Source organism: Rothia nasimurium (assembly GCF_928381705.1).
Lineage (GTDB): Bacteria > Actinomycetota > Actinomycetes > Actinomycetales > Micrococcaceae > Rothia > Rothia nasimurium_G.
Genome location: NZ_CAKMSR010000010.1, coordinates 84,545 through 105,708, shown reverse-complemented (window position 1 = coordinate 105,708; position 21,164 = coordinate 84,545). Strand labels below are relative to the sequence as shown.

The 21,164-nt window shown below is 63.2% G+C and carries 15 protein-coding genes and 1 tRNA gene; 9 read left to right on the top strand and 7 right to left on the bottom strand.

All coding sequences use genetic code 11. The annotated features are described in order from the left end of the window. Positions 1-18 precede the first annotated feature (18 nt). Complete coding sequence (manA, locus tag L6762_RS09295; protein WP_237186976.1) at positions 19-1,218, bottom strand: mannose-6-phosphate isomerase, class I; 1,200 nt, start codon at positions 1,216-1,218, stop codon at positions 19-21. A gap of 139 nt (positions 1,219-1,357) precedes the next feature. On the opposite strand from manA, the gene L6762_RS09290 reads away from it, so the two are divergent. Further along, positions 1,358-2,761 carry a phosphomannomutase/phosphoglucomutase gene (locus L6762_RS09290; RefSeq protein ID WP_237186975.1) on the top strand — a complete coding sequence of 468 codons (1,404 nt, stop codon included), beginning with the start codon at positions 1,358-1,360 and terminating at the stop codon, positions 2,759-2,761. Between the two features lie 161 nt (positions 2,762-2,922). Here the strand turns inward: L6762_RS09290 and L6762_RS09285 are convergent, their stop codons facing one another. Beyond that, positions 2,923-4,110 (bottom strand): globin domain-containing protein, encoded by a 1,188-nt coding sequence (locus L6762_RS09285; RefSeq protein WP_237186974.1) that lies wholly within the window; start codon positions 4,108-4,110, stop codon positions 2,923-2,925. Positions 4,111-4,232: 122 nt separating this feature from the next. Further along, positions 4,233-4,712 carry an RrF2 family transcriptional regulator gene (locus L6762_RS09280; RefSeq protein ID WP_237186973.1) on the bottom strand — a complete coding sequence of 160 codons (480 nt, stop codon included), beginning with the start codon at positions 4,710-4,712 and terminating at the stop codon, positions 4,233-4,235. Positions 4,713-5,069: 357 nt separating this feature from the next. Here L6762_RS09280 and L6762_RS09275 point away from each other — a divergent pair, with 357 nt between their 5' ends. Beyond that, positions 5,070-5,438, top strand: coding sequence for a hypothetical protein (locus L6762_RS09275; RefSeq protein WP_135013333.1), 369 nt, complete (start codon positions 5,070-5,072; stop codon positions 5,436-5,438). Between the two features lie 96 nt (positions 5,439-5,534). On the opposite strand, the gene L6762_RS09270 is transcribed toward L6762_RS09275, so the two are convergent. Together L6762_RS09270 and L6762_RS09265 are read right to left on the bottom strand one after the other, a co-directional pair. Then, a complete protein-coding gene (locus L6762_RS09270) occupies positions 5,535-7,022 on the bottom strand; it encodes a sugar ABC transporter ATP-binding protein (protein ID WP_237186972.1) in 1,488 nt (495 codons plus the stop codon). A gap of 325 nt (positions 7,023-7,347) precedes the next feature. Continuing rightward, positions 7,348-9,171, bottom strand: coding sequence for a phosphoenolpyruvate carboxykinase (GTP) (locus L6762_RS09265; protein WP_237186971.1), 1,824 nt, complete (start codon positions 9,169-9,171; stop codon positions 7,348-7,350). Between the two features lie 443 nt (positions 9,172-9,614). Between L6762_RS09265 and L6762_RS09260 the strand changes: the two genes are divergently transcribed. The 4 genes from L6762_RS09260 (at position 9,615) to L6762_RS09245 (ending at position 16,870) form a co-directional block, all read left to right on the top strand. Continuing rightward, positions 9,615-9,690, top strand: a tRNA-Arg gene (locus L6762_RS09260). Positions 9,691-9,907: 217 nt separating this feature from the next. Beyond that, on the top strand, positions 9,908-10,228 hold the full coding sequence (locus tag L6762_RS09255) for a 2Fe-2S iron-sulfur cluster-binding protein (RefSeq protein ID WP_135013785.1): 321 nt from the start codon (positions 9,908-9,910) through the stop codon (positions 10,226-10,228). 5 nt (positions 10,229-10,233) lie between these two features. Next, positions 10,234-11,013 (top strand): DUF4232 domain-containing protein, encoded by a 780-nt coding sequence (locus L6762_RS09250; RefSeq protein ID WP_237186970.1) that lies wholly within the window; start codon positions 10,234-10,236, stop codon positions 11,011-11,013. A 103-nt stretch (positions 11,014-11,116) separates the two neighbouring features. Continuing rightward, positions 11,117-16,870, top strand: coding sequence for an Lhr family helicase (locus L6762_RS09245; protein ID WP_237186969.1), 5,754 nt, complete (start codon positions 11,117-11,119; stop codon positions 16,868-16,870). A gap of 64 nt (positions 16,871-16,934) precedes the next feature. Here the strand turns inward: L6762_RS09245 and L6762_RS09240 are convergent, their stop codons facing one another. Further along, positions 16,935-17,078 (bottom strand): hypothetical protein, encoded by a 144-nt coding sequence (locus tag L6762_RS09240; RefSeq protein WP_237186968.1) that lies wholly within the window; start codon positions 17,076-17,078, stop codon positions 16,935-16,937. Between the two features lie 283 nt (positions 17,079-17,361). Between L6762_RS09240 and L6762_RS09235 the strand changes: the two genes are divergently transcribed. Beyond that, positions 17,362-18,246: a DNA-formamidopyrimidine glycosylase family protein gene (locus L6762_RS09235; protein ID WP_237186967.1), complete on the top strand. Its 885-nt coding sequence runs from the start codon at positions 17,362-17,364 to the stop codon at positions 18,244-18,246. A gap of 31 nt (positions 18,247-18,277) precedes the next feature. After that, positions 18,278-19,606 carry a peptidase T gene (locus L6762_RS09230; protein WP_237186966.1) on the top strand — a complete coding sequence of 443 codons (1,329 nt, stop codon included), beginning with the start codon at positions 18,278-18,280 and terminating at the stop codon, positions 19,604-19,606. A gap of 117 nt (positions 19,607-19,723) precedes the next feature. On the opposite strand, the gene L6762_RS11950 is transcribed toward L6762_RS09230, so the two are convergent. Next, entirely contained in the window at positions 19,724-19,846 is a 123-nt protein-coding gene (locus L6762_RS11950) for a hypothetical protein (RefSeq protein ID WP_272878483.1), read from the bottom strand. Between the two features lie 132 nt (positions 19,847-19,978). Here L6762_RS11950 and L6762_RS09225 point away from each other — a divergent pair, with 132 nt between their 5' ends. Beyond that, positions 19,979-21,094, top strand: coding sequence for a pseudouridine synthase (locus tag L6762_RS09225; protein ID WP_237186965.1), 1,116 nt, complete (start codon positions 19,979-19,981; stop codon positions 21,092-21,094). Positions 21,095-21,164: the final 70 nt, after the last annotated feature.

Genomic DNA, 21,164 nt, shown 5'->3' with positions numbered 1-21,164 from the left:
CGGTGGCGTCCGCCCATCTTAGCGCTGGGCTGCGATGTAGAGTTCGCCGGCGCCGGTGACGGTCACCTCGGTGGGTTCGCCCACGTACATAACCGACTGGGTGCCGGTCAGGGTGAAGGTCTTGACCTCGTCGCTGACCACAACGGTGCCGCCCGCGCACAGGGCGGTGGCTACACCGGCCAGGGGAAGGGTGATGGTTTCGCCCTCTTCAACGACCAGGTGGGTGACAGAGAGGCGTTCGTCCCACATGGAATACTCGGCGGCCTTCTCGCTGGTGGGGGTAGGACGCTGGATGGTAGGTGCGCCCTGGCCCTCGCCCAGAATCTTGATGAGTTCTTCCTCATCGATGTGCTTGGGGGTAAGACCGGCGCGCATGACATTATCTGAGGGGTTCATCAGCTCAATAGCGGTACCCGAGACGTAGGCGTGCACCTGGCCGTCGGGGGTGTAGGCAGAGTCGCCGGGGGCAAGGTAGACCAGGTTCATGACCAGGGCGACCAGCAGGCCGCGGTCGCCGGGGTACTTACTGTCAATCAGGGTTACCAGCTCGGCAACACCGGCGGCAGTTGATTCGTTACCGGGAACTTCACCGTTCTTGGCTACCCAGGCACGCGCGGACGCGACGGTCTGCTCGACAGCTGCCGAGGCGGCGTCCTGCGGCATGCGGATAATGACGGTGAGCAGCTCCTTGGCGGTCTTGGCCGCCCCGAGGGCCCCGGTCAGCCAGGGCAGGGAGAAGTGCTCGGCGATAGCACGCAGCTCTGCGAACTCGCGCACACCGGTCAGGATGCGCATGGGCGAAAGTGCGATGACGGTTTCGGGCTTAGAGAAGCGGTCCTTGTAGTTACGGGCCGGGTCGTCAAGAGCGATGCCGCGGGCGTTCTCGTCCGCAAACCCTGCCTGGGCCTGCTCGTCGGTGGGGTGCACCTGAATCGACAGAGGGGATTCAATGGCAAGAATCTTGAAGAGGAAGGGGAAGGTGTCGCTGGTGCGCTGCGGGTTGAGGAAGCGAGCAGGCTGCTCGCCCACCAGGGCATCGAGCGGGAAGGCACCGCCGTCCACATGAGCTACGGAGGGGGCGGACGAGTGCGCGCCCACCCACAGCTCAGCCTCCGGCTGCTCGGTGGGGGCGGGGACGCCGCGCATGCGGGCCAGTGTCTCGTAGGAGCCCCAGGCGTAGTTCTGAATCGGATTATCTAAAGAAAAAAGTTCACCCATAGGCACCATCAAACCATGTTCGCCCCTGCCCAGTGCGCAGTTTGTGGCGCAGAAACCTGGTGTTTATCGCCATAAATCACACAGGAAATCTGTCTGGATACTGTCTAAACAGGTCACAGGGCAATTAGACTTACCTTTCGTGAATACTATTGATTTAACCGCATCTTTTAAGGCTTACGATGTTCGCGGCATCGTGGGCGAAACCATCACCGCCGAGACCGTTCGCGCAACCGGCGCAGCTTTCGTAGACGTTCTCGGCCTAGCTGGCCAGGACGTTCTGGTGGGCGCCGACATGCGCCCCTCCGGCCCCGAGTTTATGGCCGCTTTCGCTGAGGGTGCCACCGCCCGCGGCGCTAACGTCATCAACATCGGCCTGATTTCTACCGACGAGCTCTACTTCGCCTGTGGCGTTGAGAACGCTGCCGGTGTCACCTTCACCGCCTCCCACAACCCTGCCGAGTACAACGGCATGAAGATGTCTAAGGCGGGCGCTGTTCCCCTGTCATCTGAGTCCGGGCTCTTTGATATTCGTGACCTGGCCCAGAAGTACCTGAACGAGGGTGAAATTCCCGCCGTTGATACCCCGGGTTCTGTAACTGAGAAGGACGTTCTAAAGGCCTACTCAGAATACCTGCGTAACCTGGTTGATCTCTCGGGCATCCGCCCCCTCAAGGTTGTTGTGGACGCCGGTAACGGCATGGGCGGCATGACCACCCCCGCTGTACTGGGCGATGCAATCCTGCCCGGCCTGCCCCTGGAGATCGTGCCCCTCTACTTCGAGCTGGATGGCACCTTCCCCAACCACCCCGCCAACCCCCTGGAGCCTGCCAACCTGGTTGACCTGCAGAAGGCTGTTGTTGAGCACGGTGCAGATATCGGCCTGGCTTTCGACGGCGATGCCGACCGCTGCTTCGTCATCGATGAGAAGGGCGAGCCCGTTACTCCGTCCGCTATTACCGCCCTGGTAGCTGAGCGCGAGATTGCCCGCGCCAAGGCCGAAGGCAACGACGAGCCCGTGATCATCTACAACCTGATTACCTCCAAGGCTGTGCCTGAGCTGGTTGAGAAGCTGGGCGGACGCGCTATCAAGACCCGCGTGGGCCACTCCTTCATCAAGGCTGTTATGGCTGAAGAGTCTGGCGTTTTCGGTGGCGAGCACTCCGCTCACTACTACTTCAAGGACTTCTTCAACGCCGATACCGGCATGCTGGCTGCCATGCACGTACTGGCTGCCCTGGGTGAGGGCGAGCAGCCCCTTTCTGAGCTGGGCGCTGCCTACTCCCCCTACGTCCCCTCCGGCGAAATCAACTCTGAGCTGGAAGACAAGGCCGGTGCTATCGCCCGCGTTGCCGAGTACTTCGGCGATACCGTTGAGGTATCCGACATGGACGGCACCACCTTCGAGCACAAGACCGAGGGCTGGTGGGCTAACCTGCGCCCCTCCAATACCGAGCCCTTTCTGCGTCTGAACCTTGAGGCCCCCGACCAGGCCACCATGGAGCGTGTGCGCGATACCATCTTGAAGATTGTGCGTGAGGGCTAAGCCCAAGCACCTCCACTTTGTACCAGCTCCTGCCCACTTTTCAGGCTTAAAGTGAGCAGGACGCGGTACAAAAGGTAAAAACAAGGACGCCCGCCCCGCTTTCCTGCCATACGGCAAGGAAGGTGGGGCGGGCGTCCTTTTCTATCTTCCCTTAGGTCAGCTTAGGAGGCACGGGCCTGATCGTGCAGCATCCACTGGTCGGGGCCGAAGATCTCGTACTGGATGTTGGTGCCGGGCAGGCCAGCTTCGATCAGCTGGGAGCGGACGCCCTGCATGAAGCCCAGAGGGCCGCACAGGTAGGCAGAAGCGTTAGCGGGCACGTTCAGCTCAGCCACATTGACGCGGCCCTTGAAGTTGCCCTCGCCGTCGGCCTCGATGAAGGAGACCAGGCGGCCGTTTTCGAGCATCTCAACGTAGGCGGTCATCTCATCGCGCAGGGGCCAGGTGGTGAAGGAGCGGTCGGCGTGCACCACGACAACCTCGCGCTTGGAGCCGGTTGCTGCCAGCTCAGACAGGAAGGCAATCATGGGGGTCACGCCAATACCGGCTGAGAAGAGGTAGAGGGGCTGGGAGTCGTCATCGCCAAAACCGCCCAGGGTGACGTCGCCGTAGGGGTTGGAGACCTCAACGATAGCGCCGACCTGCAGCTCGTGCAGGATGGGGGTCATTTCACCGGCGGTATCCAGCTTGATAGCGACGCGGCGCTGGTTCTTCTCGGCGGGCAGCAGGGTGAACTGGCGGGCCTGGCGCAGGCCGTCCTTAGCCTTGGTGACGATAGAAACGTACTGGCCGGCAACGGCGTCGGTCATGGCGACGGCGTTGGCGGGCTCGAAGGTAAGGTCGAGCACGTTCTCGCCGGTTTCCTTGCGCTCTACCAGGCGGAAGGGGGCGAACATGACGTCGTTGGCCTGGGAGGCGTAGAGGCCCTTTTCCAGCTTGATGAGGGCGTCGGCCATGAGCCAGTAGACCTCGGTCCAGGCTTCTGCGATTTCGGGGGTCAGGATGTCGCCCAGGTTAGCGGCGATAGCCTCGAAGAGGTACTTGTAGACGGTGGGGTATTCTTCTTCGCGCAGGCCCAGGGAGGCGTGCTTGTGGGCGACGCGGGAGAGCACCTCGTCGGGGTACTTGTCGGGGTTGGCCAGAATGTAGGAGGCAAAGACCGCGATGGAGCCGGCTAGGGCCTTAGGCTGGGTGCCTTCGAGCTGGGATGAGCGGGAGAACATGCCGTCGAGCAGGTCGGGGCGGGCGGCGAACATGCGCTGGTAGAAGTCGGGGGTGATGTCGTTGATTCGCTCGGCGATGACGGGCAGGGTTGCCTCGATGACGGGGCGGGACTTTGCTGAGAGCACGGCTCCTCCTTGGTGACAGAGTGTTGTTAAACCACCCTCAATTTAGCATACAGAATGCCAGTTTTGGGAGAAAAAAGAACCGCCCCCGCACTTTTTGCGCGGGAACGGCGTATGGGGGCTTGTCAGAGGAAGGACGCCTGGGGCAGCTTTTTTGTCTGAGCCAGGGGCCCAAGACCCAGTTCCAAGAAAACCGGGCCCATCTGCTTCTCGTTAGACAGCTCAGAAATAACCACCGGGTCGAGCATTTTGAAGAATTCTTCGCGGGCGTTCGCCAGAATTTTTTTCAGAGAGCAGGAATGGCGCATGGGGCATTCGTTCGCGCCGCCCTCGCACTCCACCATGGGAATATCGCCCTCGGAGGCACGAAGTACCTGCCCTACCGTGGCACGGGCGCCGGCCTCTGACAGGCGTACCCCGCCGGTGCGTCCGCGGGTGGACTCCACCAGGCCCATGTTGGCCAAAAAGGCCACTGACTTCGCCACATGGTTGTAAGGAGTACCCACCCCCTCAGCGATCTTCTGGGTAGATATCTGCTCACCGTCGAGACCCGATAGCAGCATCAGGACGCGCAGTGACACGTCAGAAAATGCGGTAAGACGCACGGGCCAACTCCTTGAATCGTATGAGCGAGGGTGAAGCTTTCTCTCTCACGGTACAGCCAAAAAGGTTCACGGTTCAACCTTTGCCTGCCTGAAGGTCTTAATTTTCCCCCGCCCTTGCACCACTGACAAGCACAGTGCCCTTATCTGCAAGAAGTTTCACACGGCACACCTGCCCGCTCACTTGTAGCAGTTAGGGCACCTGTAAGAGTAGTATTGATACTGTAAACACTCGCGGGCGCACACACCCAGTCATCACACACTAGCTGAAGACAAGGGTCACGCTGACCGCACCCACCGTCTCTTCACCGGCCACTCCCCCGTAGCGTGCCGGTGCAGAACTAGACATAAGGAATTATCTTGTCACAGCTCGATACCTCCATCCAGGAACTCCTGTCCATCGAAGGCGCAACCGGCGCAGCTCTCGTTGACATCTCCTCCGGCATGGCTCTGGCCTCCGGCGGTTCACCCGGCTTCGACCTGACCGTTGCAGCAGCTGGCAACTCCAACGTAGTACGCGCCAAGCTCAAGACCATGAACGACCTGGGCCTCAACGGTAACATCGAAGACATCATGATCACCCTGTCTTCCCAGTACCACCTGATCAACGTTCTGAACGCTTCAGAGACCTCAGGCCTCTTCGTTTACCTGGTGCTGGACCGCAACACCGCTAACCTGGCTCTGGCTCGTCACAAGCTGAACGCCATCTCAGGCCGCATCTCCCTGTAAGTTACAGGTAGAGGCAGTCTCTCAAGCCTTATAGCTCAAGAACCCCGGCAGGTAACCTGCCGGGGTTCTTTGTAGCGTTAGGACGCCGGTGGGCGGCTAGACGAGGTCTTCGCCCAGGGCCTCGCCCATGAGGGTGTCTTCGGTCGCTGCCTTGTTCTGCTGGATTGAGACCAGTTCGCCGGAGCGCATCACGGCGATGCGGTTGCAGAGGCCAATGAGCTCCGACATATCTGAACCGATCAGGATGATAGAGGTACCCTTCTCGGTCAGCTCGGTCAGCATCTTGTAAATCTCGCTCTTGGCGCTTACGTCGATGCCGCGGGTGGGGTGGTTGAGAATCAGAATCTCGCAGTCGGTGGTCATCCAGCGGGCCAGGGCGACCTTCTGCTGGTCACCGCCCGAGAGCTTGCCAACTTCGCCCTGAATGTTGGTGGTCTTGATGCGCAGCTTCTGGATCTGCTCAGCTACCTCGCGCAGGGCGGAAACCTCGTGTAGGAAGCCTTCGGGGCTTTCCTTAAGGCCGGCGTTTTCCATCAGGGTCTTAGCGATGGAGCGTTCGTTGGCCAGGCCCAGCTCGTCGTCATTATCTGACAGGTAGCCGATGCCGTGGGCAACCGAGTCCTCGGGGGAGCTGATGGTGGCGTCCTCGCCGTTAATCTTGAGGGTGCCGAACTTGGCGGTCTCGTCCACACCGACCAGGGCGGCGGCGACCTCGTTGATGCCTGAGCGGCGCAGGCCAGTCAGGCCGAAGATTTCACCGCGGTCTACCGAGAAGGTGACGTTGTTGAGAGAGCCCTTGGCGCTGGTCAGGTTCTCAATCACCAGTTTGGCGTCCTCACCAGCGAACTCGTCGGGGCGTCCGCCCATCTCGATTTCGCGGTTGAACATCTTAAAGGCGATTTCTTCTGCCGTCATCGTACCGGGGTTAATTTCGGTGTTGATGGTGCCCTCAGACAGGATGACGGCGCGGTTAGCCAGGGAGCGGATTTCGTCGATGCGGTGGGTGATGTAAATGACCGCGCGGCCTTCGGCAGCCAGCTTACGGGTCACCTCGTGCAGCTGGTAAATCTCGTAGTCGTTGAAGGTTGCGGCGACTTCGTCCATGAGCACCAGGCGGGTGTTCTCGGCCTCCATGCGCACGACCTCAACCAGGGCCTGCTCAGCGCGTACCAAATCGCCCATCTTGGCGCGGGGGTCTACCGCCAGGCCAATCTCTGAAATCAGTTCCTGGGCGCGGGCGACCAGGGCTTCTTCGTCGTCACCGGCGTGCTCGGTAGAGCGGAAGATAGCCTGGGCAACGGTGAGTTCGGGATCGACCTTGAACTTCTGGCGGATTGAACCGACACCGGCTTCAAGAGCTTCTTCGGGGGTGTGGGGGGCGTACTTTTCGCCGCCCAGGGTGATGGTGCCACCACCGGGGCGGTCCCAGCCGCCCAGAATCGACAGGAAGGTTGACTTTCCTGCACCGTTTTCGCCGAGAAGACCTACGATCTCACCGGCAGCTACCTCTAGATTCACGCCCTTGAGGGCACGAAGGTGCTCGTGGTTCTTGGTGAGGTTCTTGACACTCAGCAGATTTCCCACTCTGTTCTTTCCTTCCAACATGCGAGTGATGCGCCCGGGGTGCCGTGCAAAAAGCTCTGTGGTAGGTCGGTGGCTAGTCGATGAGCTTTGTGGGGGAAGCACAGCAGGGCGACACAAAATTCAGCCATTCTTAAGCATTCTACAGAATATTAAGTCGGCTTTACGTCCACTCTTTGGGGTCGTCCTACTACGCCCATGAGGTTAAGGAGGTGACCTGTATAAAAACTTTTTATACAGGTCACCTCCTTATCCGTGTCGCTCTATTTACTTTCACTCGCAAGGACGCTGATAACAGTGCCCTACATGAGCGAAAGTCCGATATGCCTTAGTTCAGCTCAGCGGCCAGGGCATCGCGCTGGGCGTGAATTTCAGCGGGTACCTTATCGCCGAGGAAAGCTAGCCACTCGTCAATACCGGGCAGCTCTTCTGCCCACTCATCTTTATTGACGGCTAGTGCAGCGGCCAGTTCTGCATCGCTGATATCAAGACCGGCTAGATCGAGATCTCCCTTACCGGGAACAACGCCCAGGAAAGTCTCTTCGCCGGCTGCCTTGCCGTCCAAGCGGTCGAAAATCCACTTGACCACGCGGGAGTTCTCGCCGAAGCCGGGCCAGGCGAAGCCGCCATCGGGGGTGCGACGGAACCAGTTGACGTAGTAAATCTTGGGCATGTTCTCTTCGCCGTGCTTCTTACCCAGATCAATCCAGTGCTGGATGTAGTCACCGGCGTTGTAGCCGATGAAGGGCAGCATAGCCATGGGGTCACGGCGGACCACGCCCACAGCGCCCTTAGCGGCAGCGGTGGTCTCGGATGAGAGGGTCACACCGCGGAAGACGCCCTGCTCCCAGCTAGAAGCCTCAGCAACCAGGGGCACGGTGGTCTTGCGGCGGCCGCCGAAGATGATGGCGGAGAGGGGAACCCCGTCCGGTGCGTAGTATTCTTCAGCCAGCATGTCTGCCTGGGAAATAGGGGTGCAGAAACGCGAGTTGGGGTGGGCAGCAGGACGGCCAGATTCGGGCGTCCAGTCATTGCCCTGCCAGTCGATGAGATGCTCGGGCACCTCATCGGTCTTGCCCTCCCACCAGACAGAGTTATCGTCGGTCAGGGCAACGTTGGTGAAGATGGTGTTGCCCTTGGCAATGGCGCGCATGGCGTTGGGGTTGGTAGACCAGCCGGTGCCCGGGGCTACGCCGAAGAGGCCTGCCTCGGGGTTGACAACGAAGGGCTTGCCGTTGCGGAATTCGATCCAGGCAATGTCGTCGCCAACCATTTCGGCCTTCCAGCCGTCAATGGTGGGGTCCATCATGGCAAAGTTGGTCTTGCCGCACGCTGAAGGGAAGGCCGCCGAGATGTACTTGCTCTCGCCCTCGGGGTTGGTCATCTTGAGCACCAGCATGTGTTCGGCCATCCAGCCCTCGTCATGACCGATAGCTGAGGCGATACGCAGGGCGTAGCACTTCTTACCCAGCAGGGCGTTACCGCCGTAGCCGGAGCCGAAGGACCAGATTTCACGGTCCTCGGGGAACTGCACAATGTACTTTTCGGGGTTGCAGGGCCAGGGGACGTCCGCCTGTCCAGTATCGAGGGGGGCACCCACCGAGTGCAGAGCCTTAACGAAGAAGGCCTCGGTTTCGGTCATCTTCTTCAGCACATCGGCGCCGATGGTCGCCATGATGCGCATGGAAGTCACCACGTAGGCTGAGTCGGTGATTTCGACGCCAAACTTGGGGTTGGTGGCATCGAGCGAGCCCATGACGAAAGGAATGACGTACATGGTGCGGCCGCGCATAGACCCGGTAAAGAGCTCGGTCAGGGTAGCCTTCATCTCGGCGGGGTCACGCCAGTTGTTGGTGGGGCCAGCCCCCTCTTCGGTGGCTGAGCAGATAAAGGTGCGCTCTTCTACACGAGCTACGTCGTCGGGGTCTGAGAAGGCAACGTAGGAGTTCGGGAACTCATGGTCGCTGAGCTTGCGGAAGGTACCGGCTTCTACCAATTCGCCTGCCAGGCGGTCGTATTCTTCCTGGGAGCCGTCGGCCCAGTAGATACGATCAGGCTGGGTCATCTGGGCAATATCAGCAACCCACTGCAGCAGCTCTGCGTGAGTGGTGGGTGCCTGTGCGGTTACGTTGTCGATTGAAATGTCAGTCATCTGACGCTTCCCCTTATAAATCGTTGACCTGAAACACTCCACTGTGTTGTTCAGGTGCGCGTGCCCCGCCCTGCCACTAGCCCGCAGGCGGGTAGAAACAGAAAAACGCGCCACCCATATCAATGAATAAACGCGTCGCGCGGTGCACTTTCACTTCATCGTGTGTTTCCAGAGTACATAGCTCGCCCCGGTTTGTCCTCATTAGTACGTAAATATTTCGTTACAGTCCTCTTGACCTGTGGTCTGGCCAACAGAATGCGGGCCCGGGTAAACTTTTTCAACTTTCTTCACCCCCTCTTTTTCCGCGTATTTACGCGGTTTTCACCCCAGATTCACCCCTTTTGAGAGCAGGGTCACGCATTTTCGATTTGCACAGCAACGCAAACCTGCGTAATGTATTACCTGTTGCCGCGACGGGCCGAGAAAGCCGGTCAACGCATGATGCGCCTGTAGCTCAACGGATAGAGCATCTGACTACGGATCAGAAGGTTGGGGGTTCGAATCCCTTCGGGCGCACCACCGATAAAAACCGGCCTCCTTCGGGAGGCCGGTTTTTTCTTGTCCCCCCCCCCCCCCAGCTGTCTCCCAGCGTAACACCCCGTTACCAAGCTGGCGGCAGGCGTCCGCCCACCGTAGTTTTAACCACAAAAAGCGGGGATAGGCGCACCTGCCCCCATAAAATAGGGACAGACCCTAGACCCGCAGCCTCACAGCTGCCCAGCACACGGAGAACACATTGAGCGTAAACATCACGGTCACTGACGAAAACGGCACCACCAAGGACGTCACCTGGGAACCCCACCAGACCATGCTTGAGGCCGTCCTCGCAGCAGGCTTCCCCGTGCTGGCAACCTGCGGTGGCAACGCCTCCTGCGCCACCTGCCACGCCTTCATCGACCCCGAGCACATCGAAGCAACCCTGCCCCGCGAAGAGGCAGAAGAAGACCTGCTCGACATGATTGACGACATCGCCAACGAGTGCTCCCGCCTGAGCTGCCAGACCGAATACACCGAGGGAATGGACGGGGCAAGCGTCACCCTACAGCCCGGAATGTAGGCTGCATGAAAGCACGTATCCCCCTTCTCCCCCTCGCAGCACTTGGCCTGCTCACAGTACTCACCGCCTGCGGTAGCGCCACTACCGGCACCACCACCGCAGAAAGCACCGTGAGCAGCCCGGCTGCTACGACCTCGTCCGCGCAGGCGTCCCCCTCGCCCACCGGATTGGCTACCAGCGCCGCGCCTTCTGCAGCGGCAACCACCCGTCAGCCCACCGTGCAAGAGGTCACCCCGGCCCCCAGTACCTCCGCTGACCCTGAACCGGTGCCCACCGGCACCGTTATCACCGTAGAGCCCACCGTGAGCGCCCAGAACCCTGCCGCGAGCGGTAGCCAGTTCGCCAGCTCGGCAGCTGGTGTTGCTGTTTGTGATTACGACCAGCTCTATATTGAGGCCGCGGTGGCTCAGGGCGGTGGTGCAGCGGGTTCGCGCTATATCACCCTGACCTTTACCAATACCGGGGATGCCAACTGCACCATGAGCGGCTACCCCGCTGTGCACTACGTTAATGCGGCCGGCCAGCAGGTGGGGGCGGCAGCTGCGAATGCTACCGAGTGGTCGTCTTCGGGTGGCGTGATTGCTCCCGGCGATTCTCTGACCGCTACCCTGCGTGAGACCCGGGCCCAGCTCTACGGGGATGCCTGCCAGAGCGTTTCTGCTGCGGGCTACTCGGTGCAGGCTCCTGGCTCCTCCCAGGCCCTGGTGCTGAACTTTGCGGCGGAAGCCTGCTCTAACACCTCTGTCGCCCAGCTTTCGGTGGGCGCGGTGGGGGCTACCCCCTAGCCAAGCGGCGGGCATCTGTGCTCTCAAGGCCGGGTGCACCGGGCTACCTTCCAGGTTGCCCGGTGTGCCCGGCCCGTTTGTTTTTAAGGGGATAATGGGGGCTATGGCAGAACCCGTTACCTCCCGTGCCCTGAGTTTTTTCTCGGCCCCCACCCGTCGCTGGTTTGAGGGGGCTTTTTCTGCGCCCACGGCTGCCCAGGCGGGGGCCTGGGAGGCGATTTCGGCGGGTCACCATGCCCTGATTGTGGCTCCGACCGGATCGGGTAAGACCCTTTCGGCCTTTCTGTGGGCCCTTGACCGCTTGCATTTTGAGAACCACGGGGGCGGGGGACTCGGGGCCGCTAACGATGAGGGGGCGGACGCCGGTGGCAGGCAGGCGCAGCAGGCAGGGGGCGGGGGCACCCGCGTCCTCTATATTTCCCCCCTCAAGGCCCTGGGTGTGGATGTTGAGCGCAACCTGCGCGCTCCCCTGATCGGTATTGCCCAGACCGCCCGGCAGCTGGGGGTAGAGCCGCCGCAGGTGCGGGTGGGTGTGCGCAGCGGTGATACCCCGGCTAAGGAACGCCGCCAGCTGATTTCTAACCCGCCGGATATTCTGATTACCACCCCCGAGTCTCTCTTTTTGATGCTGACCTCTAAGGCCCGCTCGACCCTGACCAAGGTGCATACGGTCATTATCGATGAGGTGCACGCGGTTGCCGGTACCAAGCGTGGTGCTCACCTGGCGGTGACCCTTGAACGCCTGGACCAGATTCTTGAGACCCCGGCCCAGCGCGTGGGGCTGTCGGCTACCGTGGAGCCAGTTGAAACCGTCGCCCGCTTTTTGGGTGGCAGTGTGCCGGTGCAGATTGTGCGCCCGCCCTCGGCCAAGGAGTGGGAGCTGACCCTTTCGGTGCCGGTGCCCGATATGACGGCTCTGGGCGGCCCCAACACCTACGGCGAGGGGGGTAACTCCTTCAAGCAGGGCAGTAGCCCCCGGCCAGCCCCAGCGCCCGCCGGGTCGGGTGCCTACCTGGATAAGCTCACCGAGCGTACCCGCTCCCAGATTCGCTCCCTGGACGCCACCGAGTTCGAGGACCGCGCTTTCGACGACGGCACCGTGCAGGCCGATACCCTGGCGGACGCCGGCACCCGGCCGGAAGTCTCTGTGCGGCTGGCGGAGTCCCTGCCTCAAGGGGTAACGGTGGCTGAGGCCCTGGGTATCCGCCCGGTGGCAGGCCCTGCCCTGGGTTCCCAACCAGACGAGCCTTCTTCTGACTACTTTGACCAGCCCCTGCCTGCACGGGCAAGTGCCGAGCAGGCCCTGTGGGATGCTGTGGGTGTTTTCCCCGGTGAGGAAACAGAATCTGCTCCCCAGGCACAGAACCGAACCCAGCCTGACCTCACCATCGAGGAGGTGCAGGTGGCGGCGTCCGCCCCGGGCTCCGGCGCCGGGGGCGAAACCCCGAACCTCAACGGCTACCAGGCCTCCATTTGGCCACATGTGGAAGAGCGCATTGTGGACCTGGTGGAGGCTAACCGCTCCACCATTGTCTTTGCTAACTCGCGCGGGCTGGCTGAGAAGTTAACGGCCCGCCTCAACGAGATTTACTTGGGCCGTCTAGAGGCCCGCGGGGAGCTGGGTGAGGTGACCGCGAGCGCCTCCACCGGTGCCCGCACCTACGCGGCTACCGGCGGGGAGCCGAAGGCCCTGGCCGATGTACTGGCTGAGGCTCTAGCCAAGGACACCCCAGCCCGCTTGGAAGCTGACGATGAGCGCCTGCCGGGGGCGGGTGCGTCCTTACCCCTTTCGACCCAGCCCCCTGCCCAGGTGATGGGGGGCTCGGCGGCGGCTGCCGGGGCTCCACCGGTGCTGGCGCGGGCCCACCACGGGTCGCTGTCCAAGGACCAGCGCACCCTGATTGAGGAGGCCCTGAAGTCGGGGCAGCTGCGGTGCGTGGTGGCAACCAGCTCCCTGGAACTGGGTATTGATATGGGCCATGTGGACCTGGTGATTCAGGTGGAGGCCCCGCATTCGGTAGCTTCTGGCCTGCAGCGGGTGGGGCGAGCTGGCCACCAGGTGGGAGAGGTGTCGCGCGGCTACCTCTACCCCAAGCACCGGGGTGACCTGCTGAACGCCACAGTGACCGTACAGCGTATGCTGGCCGGGCAGATTGAGCCCTTGGCCATTCCCGCTAACCCCCTGGATATTTTGGCCCAGCAGACCGTAGCCGCCTGCGCCCTGGGGCCGATTAGCGTGGAGGCCTGGTTTGAGGCCCTGCGGGCAACGGCTCCCTTTGCTACCCTGCCCCGGGCGGCCTTTGAGGCAACCCTGGATCTGCTGGCCGGTAAGTACCCCTCGGACGAGTTTGCCGAGCTACGCCCCCGCATTGTCTGGGACCGGGATGCCGGGACGATTGAGGGCCGCCCCGGGGCCCAGCGCCTGGCGGTAACCTCCGGCGGTACGATCCCTGACCGCGGTCTCTTCCCGGTCTTCATTGCCGGGGCTGAGGATTCCAAGGCTCCCAAGCGGGTGGGTGAGCTGGATGAGGAGATGGTCTATGAATCCCGGGCCGGGGACGTCATTGCCTTAGGGGCCTCGTCCTGGCGGATTGAGGACATCTCCCACGACCGGGTGACGGTGACCCCCGCCCCCGGCGTCCCCGGGCGCCTGCCCTTCTGGCATGGGGATTCGCCGGGCCGTCCCGTCGATTTGGGGCGGGCTCTGGGGGCCTTTACCCGGGAGCTGGCCCTTGAGAACAGTAAGGACGCCGGTGCCGCCCACGCCCGCCTGCGCGGCCTTGGCCTGGATCAGTGGGCCGCCGATAACCTGCTGGCCTACGTGGCGGAGCAGGCAGAGGCGACCGGCCAGGTGCCCAGCGAGAAGCACCTGCTGGTCGAGCGTTTCCGCGATGAGCTGGGGGACTGGCGGCTGATTCTGCATTCGCCCCTGGGTATGCCCGTCCACTCCCCCTGGGCCCTGGCCGTCGGCGCCCGGGCTGAGGAACGCTACGGGGTCAATGCCTCAGCTATGGCCGCTGACGACGGCATCGTGCTACGCATCCCTGCTATGGAGGCCGAACCGCCCGGGGCTGACCTCTTCATCTTCGACCCGGCCGAGCTCGAAGACATCGTGACCGAGCGGGTGGGTAACTCTGCCCTCTTTGCTTCCCGCTTCCGCGAGAACGCCGCCCGCGCCCTACTGCTACCCCGCAAGGACCCGGGCCGCCGCACTCCCCTGTGGCAGCAGCGCCAGCGCTCCGCCCAGCTCCTGGATGTGGCCCGCAAGTACCCCACCTTCCCCCTCCTGCTGGAGACCGCCCGCGAGTGCCTGCAGGACGTCTACGACCTGCCCGCCCTGACCGCCCTGCACAAGGATCTTGAGGCCAAAAAGGTACGCATCAGCGAGGTGGAAACCGAAACCCCCTCCCCCTTCGCCCGCACCCTGCTCTTTGGCTATGTGGCCCAGTTCCTCTACGACGGGGATTCCCCCCTGGCCGAGCGCCGCGCCGCTGCTCTGGCCCTGGATCCTGCCCTGCTAGCTGAACTACTCGGCAAGGACGAGCTGCGCGAACTGCTCGATGTTGAGGTCATCCGTTCCACCGAGGCTCGACTCCAGCGCACCGCTGCGGGCTACCGCCTGCGCGGGGTGGAGGGAGCCGCCGACCTGCTGCGCCTGCTCGGCCCCCTGACCGCCGCCGAGGCAGCCCAGCGCCTGCGGGTGCTTCTGGACCAGGGCACCAGTGAGGACGCAGGGGCAGGCTCCGGTGAGGACGCCAACGCCCCCGCTCCCGGCACCAAGGCAGGTCAACCGAGCGAGCGCGTCCTGACCGAAGCCGAAGCCACCGACCACCTTGAGGCCCTGGTGACAGCCGGGCGGGCCCTGCGCTTCCGCCTGCACGGGCGGGAACTCTACGCCGCCATTGAGGACGCCGCCCGCCTGCGAGACGCCCTGGGCGTACCCCTGCCCATCGGGGTCCCCCTAGCCTTCCTGGAGCCGGTCGAGGCTCCCCTGGTTGACCTGGTCGCCCGCTACGCCCGTACCCACGCCCCCTTTACCGCTGCCCAGGCTGCTGCCGCCCTTTCCCTGGGCGTCTCGGTGGTCGATACCGCCCTGCGCACCCTGGCAGCAGACCGGCGGGTTATCTCCGGTGAGTTCCTGCCCGAAGAGCTCCGCGCCGAGCTAGCCGCCGCCCGTACCGGCTCCACCGACCCCGCCTACCTGGCCGGAACCGAATGGGTGGACGCCGCCGTCCTGCGCACCCTACGCTCCCGCTCCCTGGCAGCCCTGCGCGCCGACGTCGAACCCGTTACCCCCGGTACCTACGCCCGCTTCCTGCCGCCCTGGCAGCATGTGGGCTCCTGGCAGGTCACCGAAACCACCGCCGCACCCGGCACCTTCGGGGCACCGGCCCAGCCCATCAGCGTCCGCCGGGACGAAAGCGCCATGCTCAGCGGCTACGACGGCCTACTCACCGTGATCGACCAGCTCGCCGGGGTGCGGGTGCCCGCCTCAGCTCTCGAACCTCTGATTCTCAAGGCCCGCATCAGCGACTACACCCCCGCCCTGCTCGACTCAGCCATGAGCGCCGGGGACGTCATCTGGACGGGCGCCGGCCAGCTCGCCGGGGACGACGGCTGGGTCGCTCTACACCTGGGTGAGAGCGCGGCCCTGACCCTGCCCGATGAGGTAGAACGCACCGAGGCGCTCGCCGCCCTGGGAGCCCTCGAAAACACCATCTACGAGCTGCTAACCGGCGGGCTCTTCTTCAGCCAGATTCAGACCCAGCTCGCCACCCTGGCCGCCTCACTGGGTAACACGCCCCCGAACGCCCAGGAGATTTCAACCGCCCTCTGGAACCTGATCTGGGCCGGGCTAGTCACCGGCGATACCTTCGCCCCGGTGCGGGCCCTGATCTCGGGCGGGGCTTCGGCCCACAAGGTGGCCGCCCCCGCTCCCCGGGCCCGCTCCGTGGGAATGCGACGCGGGGCCTCCCGCCTCTCGGCCTCCCGCCTAGGGGTGGGCGTGGGCCGGGCCCCGGCGGTATCCGCCCAGGTCGCCCCTATCGACGGCGGACGCTGGGCCCGTATCGAGGCCGAACCGCTCGATGCCACCGTGGCAGCTGCCGCCCGCGCCGAACTGCTCATGGACCGCTACGGGGTGCTCACCCGCGGGGCCGTGACCGTTGAGGACACCCCCGGCGGCTTCGCCGGGGTCTACCGGGTACTGTCTGCCGCCGAAGAAAAGGGCCTGGCCCGCCGCGGCTACTTCATAGAGGGCCTGGGCGCCGCCCAGTTCTCAACCTCCTCCACCGTCGATAGGCTCCGGGCGGCGGACGACACCACCGCCACAGACGAGGGGCAAGGCGCCGCACCCGGCGCGTCCGCCTACGCCCCGGTGCGCCGCACCCGCCACTCGGTCACCCTGCTCGCTGCCACCGACCCGGCTAACCCCTACGGTGCCGCCCTACCCTGGCCCGTCCCCGTGGCCTGGGACAGCGACCGCACCCCCATCAAGCACAAGCCAGGGCGCAAGGCCGGGGCCGTCATCATCCTGGTTGACGGGGAGCTCACCCTCTACCTGGAACGCGGCGGTAAAACCCTGCTGCCCTTTACCGACCGAGCCGACCGGGTGGAGGCGTCCGCACCTCTGATCGGCCAGCTGGTGCGCGCCGGAGTAGCCGACAAAATCGTCATCGAAACCGCGGGCGGGGTGGATGTGCTCAGCGCGCCGGGCCCCCTACCCCCTGCTCCCGACCAGCCGGACGCAGCAGCAGAGGGCGGCGAGCACCCCGTCCTCACCCTGCGCCGGGCCCTGCTGGCCGCGGGTTTCTACGCCACCCCGCGCGGCCTGCGCATGCGGAAGGACTATTCCTAAAAACAGCAGAACCTCCCTTGCGTGGGGCAAGGGAGGTTCTGAGTGGCTAGCGGTCTCTCATTGATTAGGCGGTGAGGTTGTACTCCATGCCCTCGTAGCCAGCGCGGAAGGCGCGGACGCTGCGGGTAAGGTGCACGTAGAAAGCACCGAGAGACATCACAAGCATCATGACCATAACAACCATGAGTGCGGCAAAGAGCAGATTCATTGTTCTGACCTCCATCTAGGGGACAGGCGGCTGGGAGACCGCCTAAGGAGTCAGGGCCTACTCTAGCAACATCGCATGAGCCTGCCCTTTGTATTAAGTTAGTGCTGGGCCATAAACTTCAACGGTGAAGCATGACGTGAAACGACTATACACCCTTTCAGCAGGTGGCACGCAAGTTTTGCAGCGAATCTGGTCTACACTGTGAGCAGAGGGGCGCGCAAGGCGTCATAGATAGGTCATATTAGACAGGTCACATTTTGATAACACGGAGGGGTGTTTAGCAGTGCCTGAAGGTGATACCGTGTGGCGGCAGGCCCGCTCACTCCACCGCGCTCTTGCCGGTAGAACAGCCCACACTACGGATTTCCGCTACCCCCAGGTTGCCGACATCAATCTGGCGGGTCAGCCCATTCACGGGGCCCTGGCCCGGGGTAAGCATATTCTGCTGCGCATTGGTGAGATGACCGTGCACTCCCACCTGAAGATGGACGGCATCTGGCACCTTTACGGGCTAGATACGGACGGTACACGTGAGAAGTGGCGGCGCCCGGCTGATCAGGTACGGGCTCTGATTCAGGCTAATGCAAGGCTTGATAGCGACGGGCAGGTAGTGCCCGGCAGCCACCCGGTCGAAGCCGTGGGCTTCACCCTGGGACTACTTGAGGTTTTCCCCACTAGCCAAGAAGCTGACCGCCTATCCTACCTGGGCCCCGATCTGCTTGGCCCCGACTGGTCGATTGAGCAGGCGGTAGCTAACCTGACCGCCCGGCCGGAGCGTCCCCTAGGGGTAGCCCTGCTCGATCAGAAGAACCTGGCCGGTATCGGCACCATCTACCGGGCTGAGACCTGTTTTCTCGCGGGTCTTGACCCGCGCACCCCGGTGGGGGCGGTGCCCGATATCGCTGCCATGGTCTCCATTGCCCGCCTGCTGCTGGATGCTAACCGCGGGCGTCCGCACCGGGTCACCCGCACCAGCGCCGAACCGCTCTGGTGCTACGGGCGGGCGGGTCGCCCCTGCTACCGCTGCGGGGAAACCATCATCAAGGAAGACCTCTCAGAAACCGGTACCGGCGCCGACCGCTACACAGCGGGCCACCTGTACGCCCGTGAGGAAGACACCGACCGCATCAGTTTCCGCTGCCCCGGCTGCCAGGAGCTACTGAGCTAAGTTTCCGCGCCCCAAGAGTAGACTACTCACCATGAGCACCACCACATTCACCCCCACCTACGCCCCCGATACCGACCTACAAGAAGCGCTAGCTGCCCGCTTTCTGCGCTACTCGGTGATTTCTAGCCAGTCGGACGCCTCAGCGTCGGTCGTGCCCACCAGCCAGGGGCAGTGGGAGCTGGCCCGCCTGCTCAAGGACGAACTCACGGCAGCCGGTGCCCACAACGTGCACCTGAGCGACACCTGCGTGCTGACCGCCCACATTCCCTCCACCCTGCCCGCGGGCACCGAAGCCCCCGCCATCGGCTTCTGCACCCACCTCGATACGGTCGATGTCAACCTCTCCCCCGACGTGCACGCCCGCGTCATCGACTACCCCGGCGGGGACATCTGCCTCAACACCGACCTCGACATCTGGCTGCGCGAGGCCGAGCACCCCGAGATCATCCGCTATACGGGCCAGCGCATCATCATCACCGACGGCACCAGTGTGCTGGGAGCGGACGACAAGGCCGGGGTCGCCTCGGTCATGGAAGCAGCCGTGCGGCTCTTAGCTGCGGACGCGGACGCCGCCGGGCAGGCAGGTGCCCAGGGGCAGGGAAGCGGGGCGGGTGCGTCCGCCCACCCCGATATCTACCTCTCCTTTGTGCCGGATGAAGAAATCGGCCTGCTGGGCGTGCGCACCATGGACCTGGCGCGCTTCCCCGTGGATTATGCCTACACCCTGGACTGCTGCGAACTGGGTGAGCTGGTCGAGGCTACTTTCAATGCCGGGCATGCCCGCCTGCACGTTGAGGGCGTGACCGCCCACCCCATGAATTCCAAGGGCAACCTGGTCAACCCGATTCTGGTGGCCCACGACTTTGTGGCGGCCCTCGACCGCACCCAAACCCCCGAGCACACCGAGGGGCGTGAGGGCTACCTCTGGGTCAACGGGATAGCGGGCAACCAGGCCACCGCAACCGTCGATATCAGCATCCGCGACCACGACCGGGCCGGCTACGAGGCAAAAAAAGACTTCCTGTGCGACCTAGCTGAGCGGACGGCAGAAGCCAACCCGCGGGCGTCCGTGCAGCTGGATATCTCAGATATCTACAGCAACCTTGAGGACGCCAAAACCAGCGCCAACGCCGTGGCGGCCGAGCATCTGCGCGCCGCCTTTGCCCGGCTGGGTATCGAGCCCATCAACCTGGCCATGCGCGGGGGCACCGACGGCTCGTATCTCTCCACCCGGGGAATCTACACCCCCAATTTCTTCACGGGGGCACACAATTTCCACTCCAACTGCGAGTTCCTGCCCCTGCCCGCTTTTGAGGCCAGCTACCGGGTGGTGCGGGAGCTGATGGTGGGTTCCCTTTAGCCACCCTTGACGCACAATACAAAGCAGATAAACTGGTTTTATCTTAAGGATGACAGCAAACAAGGCGGGGCAACCCCGGTAGCCGCTTACTACCAGAGTCACCCCTTGCTGTAGGACCTATCGAATGAACGGTTCGATAGCTTCCAAAAGCTTTGCTACAGCTCCGATGAGTATTGCAGTAGCGACGATTCTGACTGCAATCTTGTCGGGGCTGTTTTTCTTAGCCTTGCTTTTAGCCACAGCCATTACCTCCTCTCTGGTCTCACGCTCGCGGAGATTTTCTTAAGGATGGATGTACCGCGTGGAGTCCACGAGAGAGGCAGTTCAACTCTATCAAGCAGGCCTTGGGGTCTACCTGCGATAATAGAGCCCATGCGCCGAATCAACCGCCACCTTTCCCCCAAGCCCCTGCCCCAGCGCAACGGGATTGACGCCGTCTCTTTTGTGCTGCCCGACGCGTGCAATCCCGAGGACGACACCCTGGGCGCAAGCACGGTGTTGGACTACCTGGTTGCCCGCTTCTACCCCCACGAGCGCTCCCTCTTTACCTCCCGCTTTGAGCGCGATGAGGTGAAGGACGCCGACGGTCAGGCGGTTGCCCCCGATGCGCCTTTGACAGGGCAAAAGATTTGGTACTACCGGGAACTGGGGGTTGAAAAGCCCGTGCCCTTTGACATGCCGGTGCTCTACGAGGATGAGTGGGTTTTGGCCATTGATAAGCCCCACTTCCTGCCCACCACCCCCAACGGCTCCTTTGTCGCGCATACTGCCCTGACCCAGCTGCGGGTTCGGGAGAACAACCCCGATTTGATTCCGATTCACCGCCTGGACAGGGCAACCGCCGGGGTCGTTCTCTTTGCCAAGACCCCCGAGGCCCGTGCCCCCTTTCAAACCATGTTCCAGCGGCGCGAACCCACCAAGACCTACGAGGCCATCGCGGCCCCTATCACCGGGCTGGAGGTGGGTGAGAGCCTGACGGTACGCTCGCGCATTGATAACCAGCACGGGGCTATGCAGGTAGCCCATACCGGTGTTGAGCTCCTGCCCGGTGACACCGGTCCCCTGCCCGTTGAGACCAAAGCTGAGCGGCGCGAGCGGCGCCGCTCCGGTGCCTCCTTTGAGGGGCTCAATGCCCAGTCGCGTATTACCTGCCTGAAGGTGTTTGAGATGGCGGACGGCGTCCTGCCCCCAGCCTCTGAGGCCAACCCGGCCCTGCCCCTGCCGCAGGCGGGTACGCTCCTGGCCCACTATCTTTTGGAGCCGCATACCGGCAAGACCCACCAGCTGCGGGTGCACCTGGCGGCGGCAGGGGCGCCGATTGTGGGGGATGTGGTCTACCCGGCCGTCCTGCCCATCGCCGAGGACGAACCCGCCCTACCCCTGCAGCTACTGGCTAGGTCGCTGACCTTCCCCCACCCCTTCACCGGGCAGACCGTGACGGTACAGAGTGGGCGGAGGCTAGGTCTCCTTGAGGGTGCCGCTCGCTAGCCGCCGAATGTGACACCTTTTCCCGAATGTCGGGAGTAAGCCCACCCGCTCGGGACTAAGAGGTACATTC

Bases quoted from the DNA above. Each gene is read 5' to 3' on its own strand.
- L6762_RS09225 (WP_237186965.1), top strand. From the start codon at position 19,979: ATGCGCCGAATCAACCGCCACCTTTCCCCCAAGCCCCTGCCCCAGCGC.
- L6762_RS09265 (WP_237186971.1), bottom strand. From the start codon at position 9,171: ATGACTGACATTTCAATCGACAACGTAACCGCACAGGCACCCACCACT.
- L6762_RS09230 (WP_237186966.1), top strand. From the start codon at position 18,278: ATGAGCACCACCACATTCACCCCCACCTACGCCCCCGATACCGACCTA.
- manA (WP_237186976.1), bottom strand. From the start codon at position 1,218: ATGGGTGAACTTTTTTCTTTAGATAATCCGATTCAGAACTACGCCTGG.
- L6762_RS09250 (WP_237186970.1), top strand. From the start codon at position 10,234: ATGAAAGCACGTATCCCCCTTCTCCCCCTCGCAGCACTTGGCCTGCTC.
- L6762_RS09245 (WP_237186969.1), top strand. From the start codon at position 11,117: ATGGCAGAACCCGTTACCTCCCGTGCCCTGAGTTTTTTCTCGGCCCCC.
- L6762_RS09240 (WP_237186968.1), bottom strand. From the start codon at position 17,078: ATGAATCTGCTCTTTGCCGCACTCATGGTTGTTATGGTCATGATGCTT.